General features: G+C 50.2%; 12 protein-coding genes. 3 read left to right on the top strand and 9 right to left on the bottom strand.

The window, feature by feature from the left end; all coding sequences use genetic code 11:
- Positions 1 to 127: 127 nt before the first annotated feature.
- A complete protein-coding gene (locus MJ768_RS14630) occupies positions 128 to 619 on the top strand; it encodes an Lcl C-terminal domain-containing protein (RefSeq protein ID WP_239292775.1) in 492 nt (163 codons plus the stop codon).
- 138 nt (positions 620 to 757) lie between these two features.
- Here MJ768_RS14630 and rfbD read toward each other — a convergent pair whose 3' ends face one another.
- From rfbD to MJ768_RS14610, 4 genes are all read right to left on the bottom strand, one after another.
- A complete protein-coding gene (gene rfbD / locus MJ768_RS14625; protein ID WP_239292774.1) occupies positions 758 to 1,672 on the bottom strand; it encodes a dTDP-4-dehydrorhamnose reductase in 915 nt (304 codons plus the stop codon).
- A 104-nt stretch (positions 1,673 to 1,776) separates the two neighbouring features.
- Positions 1,777 to 3,234 carry a TrkH family potassium uptake protein gene (locus MJ768_RS14620; RefSeq protein WP_239292773.1) on the bottom strand — a complete coding sequence of 486 codons (1,458 nt, stop codon included), beginning with the start codon at positions 3,232 to 3,234 and terminating at the stop codon, positions 1,777 to 1,779.
- Positions 3,234 to 4,607 carry a Trk system potassium transporter TrkA gene (trkA, locus tag MJ768_RS14615; RefSeq protein ID WP_239292772.1) on the bottom strand — a complete coding sequence of 458 codons (1,374 nt, stop codon included), beginning with the start codon at positions 4,605 to 4,607 and terminating at the stop codon, positions 3,234 to 3,236. The genes MJ768_RS14620 and trkA overlap by 1 nt, the downstream gene beginning before the upstream one ends.
- 117 nt (positions 4,608 to 4,724) lie before the next feature.
- Complete coding sequence (locus MJ768_RS14610; protein ID WP_239292771.1) at positions 4,725 to 5,567, bottom strand: IS1595 family transposase; 843 nt, start codon at positions 5,565 to 5,567, stop codon at positions 4,725 to 4,727.
- Between the two features lie 49 nt (positions 5,568 to 5,616).
- Here MJ768_RS14610 and MJ768_RS14605 point away from each other — a divergent pair, with 49 nt between their 5' ends.
- Positions 5,617 to 7,437 carry a sensor domain-containing diguanylate cyclase gene (locus MJ768_RS14605; RefSeq protein ID WP_239292770.1) on the top strand — a complete coding sequence of 607 codons (1,821 nt, stop codon included), beginning with the start codon at positions 5,617 to 5,619 and terminating at the stop codon, positions 7,435 to 7,437.
- A gap of 154 nt (positions 7,438 to 7,591) precedes the next feature.
- Here the strand turns inward: MJ768_RS14605 and MJ768_RS14600 are convergent, their stop codons facing one another.
- The 3 genes from MJ768_RS14600 to MJ768_RS14590 all read right to left on the bottom strand — a co-directional run bounded on the left by MJ768_RS14600 (position 7,592) and on the right by MJ768_RS14590 (position 14,724).
- The gene (locus tag MJ768_RS14600) at positions 7,592 to 8,362 is read right to left on the bottom strand and encodes a class I SAM-dependent methyltransferase (protein ID WP_239292768.1); all 771 of its coding nucleotides are present in this window, start codon (positions 8,360 to 8,362) and stop codon (positions 7,592 to 7,594) included.
- Between the two features lie 163 nt (positions 8,363 to 8,525).
- Positions 8,526 to 10,748 (bottom strand): putative bifunctional diguanylate cyclase/phosphodiesterase, encoded by a 2,223-nt coding sequence (locus MJ768_RS14595; protein ID WP_239292766.1) that lies wholly within the window; start codon positions 10,746 to 10,748, stop codon positions 8,526 to 8,528.
- 1,027 nt (positions 10,749 to 11,775) lie between these two features.
- Complete coding sequence (locus MJ768_RS14590) at positions 11,776 to 14,724, bottom strand: hypothetical protein (protein WP_239292764.1); 2,949 nt, start codon at positions 14,722 to 14,724, stop codon at positions 11,776 to 11,778.
- Positions 14,725 to 15,003: 279 nt separating this feature from the next.
- Here MJ768_RS14590 and MJ768_RS14585 point away from each other — a divergent pair, with 279 nt between their 5' ends.
- On the top strand, positions 15,004 to 17,388 hold the full coding sequence (locus tag MJ768_RS14585) for a hypothetical protein (RefSeq protein ID WP_239292762.1): 2,385 nt from the start codon (positions 15,004 to 15,006) through the stop codon (positions 17,386 to 17,388).
- A 296-nt stretch (positions 17,389 to 17,684) separates the two neighbouring features.
- Here MJ768_RS14585 and MJ768_RS14580 read toward each other — a convergent pair whose 3' ends face one another.
- Positions 17,685 to 18,527 (bottom strand): chlorite dismutase family protein, encoded by an 843-nt coding sequence (locus MJ768_RS14580; protein WP_239292760.1) that lies wholly within the window; start codon positions 18,525 to 18,527, stop codon positions 17,685 to 17,687.
- Positions 18,528 to 18,652: 125 nt separating this feature from the next.
- Positions 18,653 to 18,839, bottom strand: a 187-nt coding sequence (locus tag MJ768_RS14575) for a hypothetical protein (RefSeq protein ID WP_239292758.1), incomplete at its 5' end; no start/stop codon positions are given.

Here is an 18,839-nt window from a genome sequence, read left to right as displayed (position 1 = left end):
CAAGTTCGAGACGATAGATTAACTTTTACCCACGCAAATGTCAGATGAACCAAAATTGTTTTTAGTTTTTTTATATAGCCAGAGTAGGATGTACGAATCTACATTAATTAACTTCAGGAGCATGATCATGAAAACCGTTACTTCCCTGCCGCCGGCAGACGCAGTGGCTGAGCTAGGCGACCCAGGTGCGCAAACCCAGGCCCGATATGTAATTTCGACGGACGGCAATGAAGTCACTGACAACACTACCGGCCTGATCTGGCGGCGTTGCGCAGAAGGCATGAAGATCATAACCGATGGCTGTAGTGGGAACGCAACCGCTTTCAGCTCGGATCAGGCACAGAGCTGGGCTAAAAACGAAGCCTTAACCAGTGGCAAACCCTGGCGCCTCCCCAGTCTAAAGGAGCTGTCGAGCATTGTGGATCCCAGCCGCTGCAACCCGGCGATTGATACGGACGCCTTTCCGGGAACGCCAGGATCTCCTTTCTGGTCGGCTCCGCCCGTGGCTGGCGAGCCTTCTTATGCCTGGGGAGTCAATTTCGATTATGGCTACGTGGACTACGGCTCGGAGCATAACAGTGCTGGCTATCGGGTGCGATTAGTGCGTTCCGGTGAATAATTTAGCGCTTAGCGATTTGGGCATTCAGGGTCAGTCAACACCACCATCGAATACCCACCCCGCTGTACTTTACGTCCGATCCACCACTACTGCTTGTGATCTTGAAAAACGTCGTTGAATTCTATTTGGTTAAGATGCTTAAACCGTAATAATTTTCTCCATTACAGGCACCATGTCTTGGTGCCAATCTGGGAGAATCAGACCGAACGTTTTCCGCAGTTTTCCACTATTAAGTTTGGAATTGGACGGACGTGGCGCAGGCAATGGATAATCGATGCTGGGAATTGCTTCAATTGCACTCGATTTTAACCGTAATGCGATTCCTGTCTTTTCAGCATAAGCAATGACATATTTGGCATACTCGTACCAAGTAGTTTCACCGGCAGCAACCAAATGATAGATGCCATAGGGAAAGCTTTCTCGATTCACTTCGTTCCAATATCGGACAATAACCTGGGCGGTAACATCTGCAATTAAATGCGCCGATGTCGGAGCACCATGCTGATCAGCTATTACACGAAGCGATTCACGTTCTTTAGCAAGCCTAAGAATCGTCTTGGCGAAATTCCCACCATGCGCGCCGAATACCCAACTGGTACGGAATATCAAATTGCGGCAACCAGCCGCTGCAATTCCGTTCTCGCCCGCAAGTTTGCTTGTACCATAAACCGATTGCGGGTTTGGGATATCGTCTTCTACATACCACCCGGATTGCATACCATCGAACACATAATCGGTCGAATAATGCACGATCAGTGCGCCTATAGAGGCTGCCTCTTCTGCGAGCACACTGGGTACAGTGGCATTAATTAGGTAAGCGATCTGTGGTTCGCTTTCGGCTTTATCTACTGCGGTGTAAGCCGAAGCATTCACAATAATATCGGGCCGTAACTGACGCACAATTTCTCTTACTTGCGATAAATTAGCCAAATCGCAATCTTGTCGACCAAAGGCATGCACCAAGCCAAACGGCGACAATGCTCTTTGCAGTTCGAAGCCTACTTGGCCATTCTTGCCGAATAGCAAAATAACCGGTTTCTGCAATATCATCATTAGCCCTAGCTATTCAGTGATACGTTAGCAAAACAATCAATAATAAGTTTTCTCTAAGCAGTGGATGATCCTGCTACTGGCCACAGAATTTATGAAACATCACGTTACCGCCGCCAAAAATGCGGGGTAAAAATAATCAACACGGTAACTATTTCCAAGCGCCCGATCAGCATAGCTGCGGTACATACCCAAGTCTGAAAATCACTCAATATCCCGTAGTTGCTTGCCGGACCCAACATCCCCAAACCAGGACCAGCATTGTTGATACAAGCAATTATCCCAGAAAAAGCAGATACGAAATCCAACCCACTGATCACCAGCGCAAAGGTTAATACGACTACGCTCATGAAGTAAAGAAAGATAAAGCCCAACACCGAGAACGCTATGTTGTCTGGCACCACGCGGCCGCCAATTTTTAACGGATTTACCGCAGCCGGATGCAACAATTTAAGGAATTCACGTCCAGTTTGCTTAATTAAAATAAGCGTGCGAATCATTTTAATACCACCGCCGGTAGAGCCTGAGCTGGCGGAAATACAGCTTAAGAACAGCATCCACAGTGGCGCAAACATGGGCCAATGATTAAAATCCACACTGGCAAATCCGCAATCGGTTGCAATCGAGACCAGGTTAAAACTAGCGTGTCTCAGTGCTGTCCAGAAACTCGGGTAAGTCCCCTGCCACCATAGAAATGTACCAATGACCAGGCAACTCACCAGTATAAGTATCATGGTGGAAAGGGCCTCGGTGTCACGCAAATAAAGTTTCAAACTCTTTTCGCGCCATGCTAGAAAGTGTGTCGCGAAATTCATTGCTGCCAGCAGCATAAATACGATCAGCACAGATTCGATAACAGCAGAATTGAAGTATCCTACGCTAGCGTCATGCGTGGAAAAACCACCCAACCCCATCGTGGAAAACGCATGACATATAGCATCCAACCAAGACATCCCAGCCACGTTTAGCGATATGATGCAGACCACGGTAATACAGAGATATACCAGCCATAAATTGCGTGCAGTTTCGGTAATACGCGGGGTAAGGGTGGAATCCTTCATCGGGCCGGGCGTTTCCGCCTTATACAACTGGCGACCACCGATTCCAAGCAGCGGCAAAATAGCCACCGCAAGCACGATAATTCCCATGCCGCCTAACCAGATCAATTCGTGCCGCCACAGGTTGATGGCGGGTGGCAAAGCGTCCAACCCAGTCAACACGGTCGCACCCGTAGTTGTCATGCCAGACATCGTTTCAAAGTAGGCATCAGTGAACGACAGACCATTGATCAGCAACAGCAACGGCAGCGTGGCAAAAGTAGGCATCGCCGTCCACATCATCACTACCAGCAAATAGCCGTGGCGGATAGACAGTTCACCTTTGTTGTGACGTGTAAGCATCCACATCAGGCAGCCCACCGCAAATGTGATCACCATCGCCAAGGCAAAGTCTATCAATGTGCCATCTTGATAAATCAGCGATGTACAAATAGGTAAGACATACGTTACGCTGAACATGACCAACATCATGCCCAGCGCGTGAATAACTGTCAGTGATCGTTTCATTAAAAGAACTTTATGTCGACCTGAAATAACTTCTCGACCTTGCTAATCATTTTTTTGTTGATTACGAATACAATGACATGATCGTCCGCCTCAATTACCGTGTCGTGATGACCCATGATTACCTGCTCGCCACGCACAATTGCGCCTATAGTCGCGCCCTTCGGCAATTCGATTTCATCAATGCGCCGTCCTACAACTTTAGACGAATGTCGCTCGCCGTGTACCACCATCTCTAGCGCCTCTGCTGCTCCGCGCCTAAGCGCATGCACCACTGCCACGTCGCCTTGGCGCACGTAGGCGAGCAACGAACCGATCGTAACGTGGGCCGGTGATAGTGCAATATCTATCTTCCCGCCCTGCACCAACTCAACATATGAACTGCGGTTAATCAATGAGAGCACTTTGCGTGCCCTCCCTTTTTTGGCTAGCAACGCGGACATAATATTGTTTTCATCATCATTAGTCAGAGAACAAAATACGTCCACATCACCTACATGTTCGGCTGCCAGCAGGCTCTCATCGGTTCCATCGCCACAGAGTACCAGCGTATGGGTCAACTCAGCGGCCAAGCGCTCACACGCTTTCTTGTTATGCTCTATAAGCTTAACCTGATAATCGCGCTCCAACGCTCGCGCCAGCCTACGTCCTATATTGCCACCACCTACAATCATCACACGTTTGGCTGGCTTATCCATATGACGCCACTCTTTCAACACAGTGCGGATATTTTCGGTTGCGGCAATAAAGAAAACCTCGTCGCCTGCCTTGATCACCGTACTTCCTTCTGGAATAATTGATCCATCTTGGCGGAAAATTGCCGCAACCCGGGTGTCAACATGGGGCATATGTGTGCGCAAGTAACGCAATTCCCGTCCGACCAGAGGGCCGTCCTCAAACGCCTTGACCGCCACCAGGGACACCCGGCCATTAGCGAATTCCAGCACTTGCAGGGCTTCCGGAAACTCAATCAATTTATAGATGTAATCAGTGAGTATCTGTTCCGGGCAAATGGAAAAATCGACACAAAAATTATCAGCACTAAATATTTCGGGATGTTCCAGATAATTTGCGGCGCGAATGCGCGCAATCTTGGTCGGGGTGTTATACAGACTCGCGGCAAGCTTGCAGGCCACCATGTTAACCTCATCGCTTTGCGTAACGGCTAACAACATATCAACATCTGCAATTCCAGCCTGCTCCAGTACAGAAGGATGGGAAGCATTTCCCACTAGAGTACGTAGATCAAAACGGTCTTGTAGCAGACGCAATTTTTCCGCGTCAGTATCAACTATGGTGATATCGTTGTCTTCTCCAACCAAACTCTCCGCCACTGTCGAACCGACCTGCCCTGCCCCAAGTATCAATATCTGCACTTCAATTGCCCTTTATAATGTTCAAACTTCTTTGTAACCGCCTCGCATGATAACGTTTACTTAATTTTCCGCGAAAATATTAATTCGTCTTTAATTATTGAAAGAATAATTTGCCTTTTAATAAAGTACCGCATGTTTTATGGGTGCGTGCTGCACACAGGCATTAAGCAGACGCAATGGTAATTCTTGAAGCACTTGGCGGCGATTGAAGCGATAACAGAACTCATTCAGATACTCCTGAAAATATTTACCTGACACCCCATGATACGTTCCCAGCAGGAAGGTCTTGAGATTACCGATGGTGATATGCACCCAAGGCAACCACTCGCCCGCCTTGTCCGCAGGTGTTACCCGTGCCGCATGGTGCTGGGTTTCTCCCAGCGACGACAGGCTGGCCAGTGCATCGCTCCTGACCATCTGCGCGGGATTGAAATGGCGCTCGGCAAAGGCTCTTACCGTCTGTTTGGTCACCGATGCAACCGCCTCCATCGCCACATAGCCCGCTTTCTCACCCCGGTTTTCCATTGCTACCAGAATCGGCGTCTTGCCTTCCGCACCACGCCCACGATTTCCACTGCGTCGGCCACCTACCAGAGCATCGTCAATCTCGATCAGATCGTGCAGACGATAGAGGCTTTCGCGGTGCCCCATGGCAATGCGTATCTTGCGCAGCATCCGGTGTGCCGTAATCCACGACATCTCAATCTGCTGTGCAAGACGCAAGGCCGAGATGCCACCCTTGTCGGAAGCCATCAGGTAAATAGCCCAGAACCATTTCACCAACGGCAGTTTGCTGGCCTCGAAAATCGTACCAGCCATCGCCGATACCTGACGCGTGCAAGCCGTGCATTGGTAAATATGCCGTCCACCAATAAAGTAACCCTGATCGTGCCCACAGTGCGGACAGATGAACCCATCCGGCCAGCGATAGCGGATCAACTGATCCAAGCATGCCTGCAATTAAACACTAGATTCAATCCTGCTTTGCAGATTAACGATTAGCGAATACATGAAAAAAATTACACCGATAGAGCTGGCTCGACAAGCCCTTATACAACTTTCCAATGACAAGAGTCCGCCAACGCCGGACAATTATCGACGTGCTTATAACAAGATTGCAGGAATTGAGTTTGTAGATCATTCCGCAATTCTTAATAAATCTCTGGAAAAAGTTTTATATGAGATGGGCAAGGAACATCCCAAGCTGGCATTAGTTGCCGAGTCCATTCATAAATTGGTTGAGAAATCGGATCAGACCGAGTTAGAGGAGTTGCTTCGCAGCCTTCTTTCAACGGGAACTGGTGAAGCCGTTGGAGTGAATTGGACCACGCTTTTACGCTCCCTTCTAAAGCAATTAGAAATAAATCATGGAAATCTTAGCCTTAGTAAAAAAATTGAAAAACTGAATCACATATTAATCAAGTTTGCCAATGATCCCAATCAGTTGGGCCAGAAGATGCATATCTTAATCACATCTTGGGGGAAAGGTCCGATAACCCATCAATCTGCTGAAATAAGTCACTTCAATGCGAAGGAAGCAATACAAGAACAATCTACAATTCAGACGGTTGTTCTGTCATCCAATCCAATACCTCATACTGATGATAGCCAGTGGGAACTGGCAATTATTTGGCGCGACATGCTGATCAGAACTATTAATCTAGCCGTTGCTCCACAGCTTGCTGATACTTCAGGTGCGACGCAGAGAATAGAAGCACTGCTAAAACGCATGCGCGAATCTCTGACCATAGCAGAAGTGAATGTGCTGAGCGAAACACTAAAATCTACCCTGCTCCGCGCGGAGTTGAAAAATGATTCGCAGCGTCGCATGCAGGCATTGCTTGTTCAAATGCTGCGCCTGCTGGTTTCCAGCATGGGCGAGATGACTATCGAAGACGAATGGTTACACAGACAGATCACAATCGTTCAAGAGATCATTTCAAAGCCGATTAATATTGATTTACTTTACAACGCAGAAAACAGTCTCAAAGAGCTAATTTACAAGCAATCACATATCAAACCGGGACTCATTGAGGCTAAAGAAGCCATTAAAAGAATGGCGGCCACTTTTGTAAGTAATTTAGCAGATATAACAGAGAGCACGGGTAACTATCAGTTTAAAATCAATAATTATCAGGAGCAAATCACATCGGCACATGATATGACTAATTTAAACGCCATACTTGAAAATTTGGTGGTCGACATAAGGAAGATGAGTGTGGATGCGCAACGCAATCTTACAGCCTTCCAAGAAACTCAGAAAAAAGTGGAAGAAGCAGAGAAGCAAATTAACGACCTCACTACAAAGCTTGATTACATAAGTGAAGCTGCGCACCAAGATTTTTTAACAGGTGCGTTGAATAGACGTGGCATGGATGCAGCACTGGCTCAGGAATTCGAAAGGGCCGATAGACATGAAACACCTTTAACCCTTGCAATGATGGATATTGACCATTTCAAAAAAATCAATGATAGCTTGGGACATTCAACCGGTGATGTGGCGCTTGCACACTTGGTTAAAGTTGTGAAGAGCATAATACGCAGTACTGATGTACTGGCCCGCTATGGAGGTGAAGAATTCATTATTATTCTTCCTGGCACAAAGGAAAACGATGCAATAGACGTAATTAAAGGAGTGCAGCGCGATCTAACCAAGAATTTCTTTTTACACAATAACGAGCGCGTATTAATTACGTTCAGCGCTGGTGTGGCAGAGCGATTTTCGAATGAGACGGTTGATGAGGTATTGCCACGAGCTGATGCTGCACTTTATAAGGCCAAACAGACTGGGCGCAATCAAGTGATTGGCGCGTCAGAGCCTAAACAGTAGTCTTATTTTATAACGCATAATGTAGCGCAAATTTCCTTATAGAGCGGCTTAGGCGTATCAATGAGTAATTAAAATACAGTTGCCAAGTGGTTGGTTATCAGTGCAATGGATGATTTAATTTGTGCTTCACTTATCCTTGTATCCTTGCCAATCATTACATATGCCAGATAAACAGAGTGGAATGATGCAGGTCATCTACCTGCACGGTTTCATGGTGTGCTTGATCACGTACGGTAAAGGTGCTGCTGATAAGCATTGTGCCAGGACGCATTTCGGCGCGTGCCTTGTGCCAGAGCTTTTCCATCGGCACTGGTGAGAGGTAGGCAAACACCACATCGTACTGCGATAAATCGCAGTCCCATAAACTTCCCCACTTCACTCGGCAATTTCGGTGGTTGCCTAACCTGATACGCAACCAACTCCAAAAAAACGGTAAGGGTGCTGCCTCCACGCCGACGTATCGTCCGTCCGGGCGAACGCTGGCAAGATGCGTCAATATCCCGCCCAAACCGGAACCCAAATCAATGAAGGTGAAACCCGAATCAGCTTTTGCAACAGGCAGCAAGTGCTCCAAGGCATACCACACTTTATTACTGGAAAGATACAGCGGCACTTGCGTGCGAAAAGTGCTCCAATACACAAGCAGCAATACCAGAAATGCGCCGAGGAAAAAAGTAGGTGGCAATTCGACTGCGAGCATCAGCACCAAGGCTGGCGCGAACAGTAATTGGATAACCAACCACCATTTGGCAAGTCCGGCAAAGAAACTTAACGTGGCGGCGAGTAGACCGCAAAGCAAGGCAAACAACAACGGTGAGTCGTGCCGTCCCATAATGTTAACCGTCAGCAACATAAGCACTACTGCTGCTGATTGCAGCAGTAGTGCAGCGACGGAGGGCGGGAGTTTCTTGAGCAAGAACCGCATAGTTAACATACATTGCTATAAATCAGATTGTTATAGTAAGCTAACAACGACTTTTGAGGGCTGGCTGACCATGCTTATAGCCAATATTATTTGCATATAAATCCAGGCACAGCTGTCGTGTAACAACCGGCCTATTCCACACAAGGCGGCCACCATTCGTGCATCAAACTCGCTCTATAAACGCCTCAAACTCTTCCAGCGGCAACGGGCGGCTAAACAGATATCCCTGATAGGCATGGCAGCCGTGCAAATTGAGAAACTCTAGTTGCGCTTCGACTTCCACACCCTCGGCAATGACATCCAAACCAAATGTGCGCCCCATGAGAATGATGGCTTGCACTAGGGCTGCATTGCTGGAATTGTCGCCCAAGTCGCGTATGAAGGATTGATCGATTTTCAATTGATCCAGCGGTAGTTGTTTTAGATAGGCGAGTGAGGAATAAGCGGTGCCGAAGTCATCCATCGAAAAGCTGATGCCGAGCGCCTTGAGAGCATTCATCTTAGCGACGGTGTCACTGACATTGTCGACTAGCAGGCTCTCGGTCAGTTCGATTTTCAGAAGTGCCGGATTGATACCAGTTGCGGAGATGGCCTGCTGCACCTGTTCGACGAAATCCGGTTGCCTCAACTCGAGCGCACTGGCATTGAGGGCGAGTTGCAGGCTGCTGGTGGCCGGATTGCCGGACCAATCCCTGATCTGAGCGCACGCCGTTTGCAGCACCCACAATCCAATTGGTACGATCAGACCAGTTTTTTCGGCCAGCGGAATGAATTGTTCGGGAAGAATCAGGCCGCGTTCGGGATGCACCCAGCGGAGCAATGCCTCGGCACCGATGGCACGGCGCTCATTGTCTACCTGTATCTGGTAGTAGAGGCGTAGTTGCCGGCGTCCCAGTGCATGGCGTAGATCGCTTTCAAGCGCGCTACGTTCGACCAACGTGGCCTGCATTTCGGGGTCGAAGAAACGCATGCTGTTGCGCCCCTCCTTTTTGGCATGGTACATCGCAAAGTCGGAGTATTTTAGCAACTCATCGACCGAAGCTTCATGGCCATAAAACAGGCTGACCCCGATACTGGCGGTGCACCATAACTCGAGGCCTTTAAGCCTATAAGGCAACGCAACAGCATCGCGTACCTTCTCGCCTACCAAGCCTGCCTGAATGGCAGCTTCCTGAATATCCTCGCTCAAATTTTCCAGCATCAATACGAACTCGTCACCGCCCAACCGGGCCACTGTATCGCCTTCACGCACGTTGGCATTTAGACGGTGTGTGATTTCAACCAGCAGCAAGTCGCCGATATAGTGACCGCGCGTATCGTTGAGGTTCTTGAAATTATCCAGGTCCAGGAATAGAAGGGCACCATAATGCTTGCTGCGACTGCTGGCAGCGAGCGCCTGTCTCAGGCGATCAAGCAGCATGCGGCGGTTAGGCAACTGGGTGAGTAAATCATAATAGGCCAACCGGTGTATCTCGGCCGACGACTCTGGATTGCTGGTGATATCGGAAAAGGTTCCGACGTAATGAGTGATATTTCCATTGGGCGCAGTGACGGCAGTAATGGTCAGCCAATCGGCATATATTTTGCCGTTTTTGCGTTTATTCCATATCTCGCCCTGCCAGTACTTCTGTTCATTCAGGGTAGTCCACATGCATTGGTAAAAATCCTTGTCATGCCGTCCGGAACTCAGCAGCGCTGGTGTTCTTCCCACCGCTTCTTCCGCACTGTAACCCGTGAGACGGGTGAAGGCATTGTTTACCCGCTTGATGACGCCGTTAGCGTCGGTCACCATGATCCCCTCCTGTGACTCGAAGGCGATGGCGGCGATGCGCAGCGCTTCTTCGGCTTTCTTGCGCTCGCTGATGTCGGTAAATGCGATGCGCGCTGAGCGCCCGCCGTTGCCACCCTTTATGTGCAGGCAGTCCAGATGGGCATGAAAAATCGAACCATCATTGCGCTTAAGTACCAATTCACAATTCTGCCGCTCATCATGATGTAACACGCTCACGAAAAAGCGGTTCCAGCGGTCGCTATCTTCTTCTGCGACAAAATGTACAAAACGGCGCAGTAGCAATTTCTTGCGCTCGACTCCCAACAGCGCGGCGCCGATGAGATTTACTTCGGAGATCATGGCATCGCGGGTGAGGGTTATATAACCGACGGGAGCGAAGTCATAAAGATCTACGTAACGATCACGAGACTCTTCCAGTTCAACCTGCGCCTGCCGCAACTCCTCGTTTTGCATCTCCAGTTCAACCTGATACACCTGGAGCTCGTGCAAAAATTCCTCGGCAGGGCGCGGCATCCCGTCCTTCCCTGATGCGCGGACAAGTTGCGTTTCAGCTTTCATGCGTAGTTGGTCTGGCCTGTTTGGCTTCATGCTCATGTGTTCTTCTGATAGCCCGGTAAATCCGGTTTTACGTAGGGGCGAATGAATTCGCCCAGTTTACGCCCATTTCATGCGGATACCCACAGGACAGAAGATCCTCTGCGAGGTGAACCCGCACTGATTCAATTCCATTAATTACTACTATAAACCCAAATAATCCATTAGACGATCTTCAACGGAACGGGCAGCACGGTCGAATGCCCGGTGTTAGCCCATAATCCCTCGAACCAAGCTTTTCGTCGCCGTGAGACGGCAAGCAACAATTTGTTTTGATTCGGATCACGATGCCAGATGCACCCACTACCAATACCTGTTGGTGTAGCGTCGTTAGCACAAGCTGTATCTTGGGGCGCATCACCGCCTGCCTATGAGGTCAGTTGTCAATAATGGATACATGCACCATTACTATTCAGGTCTTCCGTAGCGTCGTATTCCACTATGCTACATTCGGATAATAGCGTGTTTCATCGGCGCGATTAATCAGGAAGTAATTTAAAAGCATCTTAAAAAACTCAGATTTCGTCATTTCGACCTTGGCTGGAGGACGTTCCGATGATTATTTTTAAACATTGGCGAGGAAAATATATGACGTGCCGACCAGTTACAAATCCTCTTCGCAGTCACTTTGGCGTTGGGCCACAAACATCGGAAAAATTGTTGTCTGTAGCTGGCTGACCGACTATGCAGTTAGTCAGCTTTGAGGGAAGGTAGCCTTAGGTGGTGCAAATTCCCTCAGCATTGTCGAGAAAGACTGTACAGCATTGTCTTCTCCGGGGAGGAGGTCGCGATGCCAACAATGTGCTTTGGATCATCGCAATGGTGCGTATGCAAAGTAAACCAGGCACGTGGGCTTACGTTGTTCGGCGCAAATCTGGATTGCTTGGCTGCCTTTACCCGCTGTCTTCACGCAGCGATATTATGAAAATCTGCTTGTCTTTGCTGATTCAGATGCAGGCAGCCTTCAACTAGCATGAAGCGGCCATTCAAAGCAAAGGGCTGGGGCACTCCGCAACTTTAGGGCAAGTCAAATCGGCGCACACATGACCACACCTTCATTGATCCAGCCACGCATGACGACGTCCTGAATGGCTGCCGCAGCACTGGAAATGCGGTGATTGCTGTCGACACCACGGGCAAACCCATTGTTATAGGCCCGGTAGACCGGCACTGTCCCGGTCGGACAGGCACCATTGGTCGGTGGAGACGAAATAAAATCCAGACTTTCAAAATTCCAGCGCTTCTGCGTGGCTGGCGTGATGGCCTGAATCTGCTTAAGGCCATCACATTCAGGGCCCGCTAATGTATAGAAATGCGAATTGGGGCCGGGAACCTGGCTGCCGTAGAACCGGCAAACGGGCGTACTGCCGCCCGACTTGAAACTATTTCCGGTGCGAATCCAGCCTGGCCCCGCGCTCCCTCCGTCGATGCCCGTAGCCTCACTGGCGTCGGCGGTAATGAAATAGTGATCGAGGTTGGTGTTATAGAACTCAACGACGGGCATACTGACGAGCGCTCCACTCAGATCATAGCGAGCCAGAACCGCACTCGTCGCATCCTGTCCCGCAACGAGCAATCGAGAATGGGCATCGACCGCCTGTGCATCGACGCTCAACATACCGGGCAGCAGATACGCCCCGCCGAGGCCAAAACTCGCATCAAGACTGTTATTCGGAAGCAGGCGATATAGCGCTGCCGATCCGCTACGGCCCCCCGCTATCACCACAGTGGCGTCGGGCAGTGCAGCGATCTTCGAAGTAAGATAACCCTGATCCGCCAACAAATTGTTCGCCCCGATCAGCAAGCCCTTGCTGGAAATCCGAATCACGAGCAGCGCGTTTAACCAGCCGGTTGGTGTGTATTTGGTAATATCAATGCCGGCCAGCAGGGAGCCATCGCTCAGAGAGAGCAAGGAAAATGGCGCTCCACCAAAGGAGAATGGTTCGGCAAAAGTATAGGTAAACTGGCCGCCCGCCCCGAACGAAGTTACCGGCAACCCATGCGAATCGACTTTATAGAGACGCAGGTTCTGATTCGTCAGCACGGCAAAGACAACTGAGCCATCGCCAAGTAAAACCATATCCGCATGGAATGAATTCTCCCCGACAGGTAATGGGAATTCGGTTTTACCGCCTATGCCGAAACTCAGGTCAGGTGTGCCATCCGGCATGGTCTGCTGCAAAATGGCATTTCCGATGCCCGTTGTCGTTCCGTAAAGCAAGCGCCCATCTGGACGAACGCCCAACGCAATATCCGTATTGGACCACGATGGTGCTGCGAGAATGGGTGTGAATCCGGCGTTGAGCATTCCGGCAGAGTCAAGTCGAAACGCCGTGACGGTGCCGACCTGGCCAAAAGATCCGGCTGCGGTTCCAGTTACGACCGTTATCGCGCCGCTTGCTTGTTCAGCTGCACGCACCTTGCCCCTGAAGCGGCTGTACTGGTTCGGCGCCACGCGCCCGTTCGTCCCGAATGCAATGTCAGGGGAACCATTTGCCGTCAGGCGTTCAAGTAAATAATCAAGGGTTCCGTCTGCACCTGAACTACCTGCGAGCACAACTTTGCCTGAAGTTTCAACCAGTATCGCGTCAACCTTGTCGTAGCTGTATTCGGCGGTGTTCATGACAGCAAAGCCATCGCCTCGGCCATAGCTGGTTTGAAGACGACCGCTGCCATCGAGGCTTGCTACAGCAGCATCCACGCCGTAAGGATCGCAACTGAGGAGGGAGCATATCCAGGTCCGACCGGCCACTGCCGGTATCAACAAACCGCCTGCGCCATTGGGCAGGACACCTATGGCGGAGAACGCCCTGTAGCCGGTAAGTGAAATCGTCGCGCTGCCAGCAACGCCAAAAGCACTATCCACGACTCCGCTGGCATCGAAGCGACTCACGTGCGCAGTGGCACCGTCGATGGCGTTGACCAATACGATACTGCCATCACTCAGCGCTGCCAATCGAAAATCGTAGGAGTCGCCTCTGTCGATCTCAAGTCGACCGGCATTACCGAGAGATGCATCGGCCAAGCCGCCGGCAGTGACTCGCCACAATACGATCTTGCCGCTCGAGTAATGAAAACCGGAGGGATCGGAGAGCAGAGCATCGCCCATCAGAAGCAACCCGCCATTAGCGGTGCGCACCATCGTGACAGGTCGATCGAAGGGGCTGCCAACGTCGTACCCCGAGACCAAACCGCCATTTCCAAAGCCAAAATTGAGCGTACCGGTGGCCGTCACGCGAACCAGCAGATAGGTGCCGTCGCTAATAGTCGCTTTTGCCATTACTGTAAACCCGCCATTCGGCTCGGCGACAACTGAAACGCCTGATGCCATCCCAAAATTCGGGGGCAGACCGCTGAGTATCTTTTCGCCATTCGGTGCATAGGTCGAATCACGCACGCCGGCTAGGTTAAGGCGTGTGAATCGCAATGCAAATTGCGACCCTTGCGTGGCGTCCGAGACAATCAGCAGGCCGCCGTCCGGCTGTTGCACGAAGCTCGCCGGGGCGCCGTAACCCGACGCCATACTGAAGAAACCTTGCGTGCCAAAGCTGGTGTCGAGAACGCCGGCTGCCGTGAGCCGGGTCAGTACATGGTCGTTCGCGCCAGATCTATTTATCAGTATGGAACCATCGGCACCCTGCTCGAGTTGTTGGATCGTGTAACCGTATCCATTGGGCAGATCGAACAAGGCAACGCCATTTTGGCCGAACGTGGCATCAGGGACACCGTTCGGAAGTAGTCGGAGAACAAAAGCGTGCGAATGCCGTCCCACCGTCCAACCGGCAAGCAGCAACTTGCCGTCGCGCTGCAGGGCGGACGCGGATGGCGTATCCTCCGCGCCGGAGGGCACCCCGATGCGCACGATGCCGCTGCTTCCGAACGAACTGTCGAGCACCGGCGCAGCGTGCGCTTCAATCATCGTGGCATACAACGCGATGAGCGCGAAAAGTATCGCGAATATTTTTTCAGTTGTCACCGTCCTTAATACCTTCAGTAAGCTCGACATCATTCTTCCCTTATCAATAAGCACACAGTCATAACCAGAAATGCCCTTTCATCAGTGCGCCGTAGAACGTCGATGGATGCCAGCCATGGGAGTGTATCAAGGATGCGTTCCCATGGTGCGGAATGTCAAAGCGCTAAGTTTTAGATCACCGCATGAAGTATTATTCGAAAATGCGCTGCACCAAGCTAACATTAGCTGCTGCACTTCGAAATGGAATTCGTCCCCCCTTCTATAAGCATTGAACAGAATATGAAAATTTCCTTTAGCACGAAGCGGCTATCAATAATATTGCTGCTATTGACCCTCGTTCTGTTGTTGTGTGGCGGTAGTTATGTATTGGTAAAAGCATACCGCCCACAATGGCTTCACACCCCAGCAATCGCTACGAATCCTGCAACAACGCCGATCATCGGATTCGTAGACAAGCTGAATGAGGAATCCACTGACGGTGGGAAAATTTCCGTGCTCGGATGGGCTGTGAGTAAAGCTGGTATTGCACGTGTAGAGTTGGTCCTGAACGGTGAGCTTAGAATACCTCTTACCATAGCTCTTCCGCGCGCGGACGTAGCGCAAGCCTTTCCAGGCTATCCAGACTCGGGTAAAGCAGGATTCGAAGGTAAGGTCGACACTTCAAACCGGCCCATCAAATTGCAAACATTGGAATTGATTGTCACCGACAATCAAGGTGGAGAAAGTGTCCTCACTCGGCGCACTCTACCGGCATTAAACGCCAAGCAGACATGGTCCGATCTTCTCAAGTTACGCGGACTTAAGCGTGATGACGTGTTCTATTTCATCATGGCCACCAGCAATCTTGCTAGCGGAGGCGCATCGGATGTTGACACCATATTTCGACCCTACGAAAGTGATACCGTTAAGGTCGGCATTCGGATTCCCATCCTCTATTTGCGTACGACCAAAGGCAGGGCCAGCGATTACACTTTCGATGCCGACTTTCCATCCAGTCGCAAATGCGGCACGCGGACGATCGCCGAAGACAATCTGCAAGGCGTTATCGATTACGCGGTCAAACACCAGCTACCTGTGTTATTCACGCTGAATGGCGGAATTTGGGCCGACGCCGCGTGCGACGCTCCGGAATGGGACATCAATGACGCGCTCGAACAAGATGTCGCCAACTTGCAGTGGAATGAAAAGAATCAGGTGATGGCGGATGATTACCTGAAGAATCTTTCCGGTTCCATGGATTCACCCGAACTCGGCCGCTCCCTAACCTTCAACATCTACGCTGCAAAAAATCGACATTACAAAAAACGTAATTTGCAGTATGCCGCGTCCATCATCCGTAAATTTGCAACACAATACCCGGCACTTTTCATCGGCGTAACCACTGACCCAGATGTGTACTTGAATCCTTTTTTTTCGGGTCAGCAATGGTATGACTATAACCCCGGTACCTTGCGCCAGTTTCGCGAATGGTTGCAGGGAAGCGGGCCATATTCCGGACGGACAAAGGCGGGCGAACCTGACCTTTCCCGTTATAAAAAAGAAAGGCCGTTGACATTAGACGACGTGAATACGCTGAGCGGACGTCAGTTCAAGCATTGGGAAGATGTTGATCCACCTCGAATATTTCCAACGCATATTAATCCGTTCTGGAAAGATGCATGGGTAACAGAGTGGGAGCACTTTCGCCGCCATCTGGTTAAACTGCATTACGACGAACTTTCGCAATGGATTGGAGAAGCCGGAATAGGTAAGGAATTCATTTATTCCGCCCAAGGTTTCATGGCTCCGGATACGCTCGGCATGCCATTTCCGATCCACTTAAACAGTCCCGCCAGAAACAGCGATATGGGCGGTATGTCAGTCGATGGAGCGATGCCATCCAATGGTCACCTCGGTGCAATTCTCTACGGGCCAAGTGCCGTCAATCAGGTCAGGATGGAGGAATCTCGCTCGTTGTTTTCAGTATTCCGCAAACTCGACCCTGACTGGGCGGTGGTCGAACACAATACTGCCGATTTACGAAATCCGAAACGTCTGGCGAATTTTGCTGAGGCTTACCGGTCATTGAGGGATATCCATAATTACGGTGCACGTTTCATTTCACCGATGGCATGGAACGGTAGCCGAGGCATATTTGCTGGCCAAGCAGGCTTCGTTTCTTATACAGCGCTACGCGATTCGCCTTTAGAAGATGCGATTAAAACGTTTATGATCTCGCACGCTAACCTGCCACGCCGATCACGCCTGTGGACATTTGGCGCCGGGGAGCACGCTGATGGAGATAGCTGGCTTCCTTCCGGAAGCACACAGGGTCAGCTCGCCCCGGGGAAATTTACCTTAAGCACCGTTCGTGGCTCACAAGGTTCACTCGAGTCACCGGATGACATAGCTTTTCAACCAGCCAGTTATCAAGCCATTGTCATAAAAATTACCGAACCTGAAACGGTTACGGAGGTCGGGGTGGAAGGACAAACGTCGAATGGAGAATGGATCACCTTGGTCGCCACCACTGATTTGTCCAGGCTGCAACGTGTCAGCGCCGGCTTGATGCTACCGCTGGCGGGCCAGCATGCCGAGGCAGAATTTAAACGTATCCGGCTTACCTGGAAGGCAGCCGGGGGCAAGCCGATGATCCTGGAGCGGATTGCGTTCTATGCCAAGTGAACGCATAAGCAAAGGGATCTAGTCTTGATGCCCCGCTTTTGCCTAACTTTGCATTCGAATGGGACGCGCCAAAAACGGCGCGTCACTCAATTTTAACGGTGTGCCGTGCATGGCACGTTACTTCCGCCTTCGACCAAGGCCGCTAGATGAGCAACTGCCTGAACGAACTGGTGTGGCAGCCTGCTGCTGTGATCTACACAGCTCGTGGCAACGCACTCCTGTTCAATATGGAACTCGCTGAATTCGCGATTAACTATTCTGGCTGGCTCTTGAATCCGTCTAAGCATTTGAGAAAATTATTCAGAAAGAGCCTTGATAACATTTTCCGGGCTGAGAATAGTACCAAGTGTGGTCGGATTGCCCCAGCGCACGTGGTATTTGTTCTCAGGTACGGAGGCGAGAGAGATCAATAACTTGTTGAAGGCAGTTAAATCGTTGGTCTCAAAGTAGGTTATGAAATCGATATCGTCCAGCCCTGTGGAGTGATAGAGCTTGCGTTTGACGTTGACCAGATACGGAAGTGTTGGCACGGTATGAGTCTCCATCTCCTTTAGCCGTTGCTCAAATGATAAATTCCACCACTCTGCGCTTTTTTTCACCGGGATAACGATAACGTAACGAGGCGCATCGCCAATATACGTTGCTGAGCTGAGGCCGGCATTAAGTTCGGGTGACTTGTCTTTCGTGATGTAGTTCAAGGGCTTCGTCACGCCTACCAGTGTATCGGAGATGTCAGCGTTTTTACCTATGGTTGTCGACCGGAATTCGCGCATGAATGTCTGAGCCTTAGCGAGGTCATAAGCATTTATACGGAAGAAAAAGTCGGAGTTGGTTTCCAGGCCTCGGGTCAGATAAAGGTCCACCAGCACATTATCTTTTTGCTTTTCGATCAATTTTGCTACTTCAGCAGCGCTATCCAATCTCTCAGTTGCAGGGATCTTGTTCCATTCCGGCCTCAGTTTAAACATCGTAAATACGCCAAAAACACCCGGCTGGGTAAGAATCTTGGATCTTTCTATCAACGTTGCATCCGCTGCCGGCTGCTGCGCAGCAACAGCTGCCGTTTGTATCGTCATGATAGCTGCGATGATTCCAGCAACTAAGCTTACATAGAGGTTGCGAATTGACAGACCTTTCATGAAATTCTCCCTTGTGGAATGGTTACAAATTTAAAACAGAGGTTATCTGCGATTAGATGATCGAATTCAATTGCTCAACACGAACCAATATTACCCGCAACTAGTGGTGCGTTCCAGCGAAACCATTACCGTTCGCGGTGAGCTTGTCGAACCGCTAGTCCCGCGCCAATACCGGACTTCGACAAGCTCAGCCCGAACGGAGTTAATACTTTACCGTGCCGGATCAATAGGCTACTTTTGTCGTAGTGGAAAACACTGGCGGATTCAAGTTCGAAGTGCAACAGCCAGTGGTTGCTTGGTGTAGCGTAATTC

The organism is Candidatus Nitrotoga sp. 1052 (genome assembly GCF_927312905.1).
GTDB lineage: Bacteria > Pseudomonadota > Gammaproteobacteria > Burkholderiales > Gallionellaceae > Nitrotoga.
This window is presented reverse-complemented; position numbering and strand designations above follow the sequence as displayed.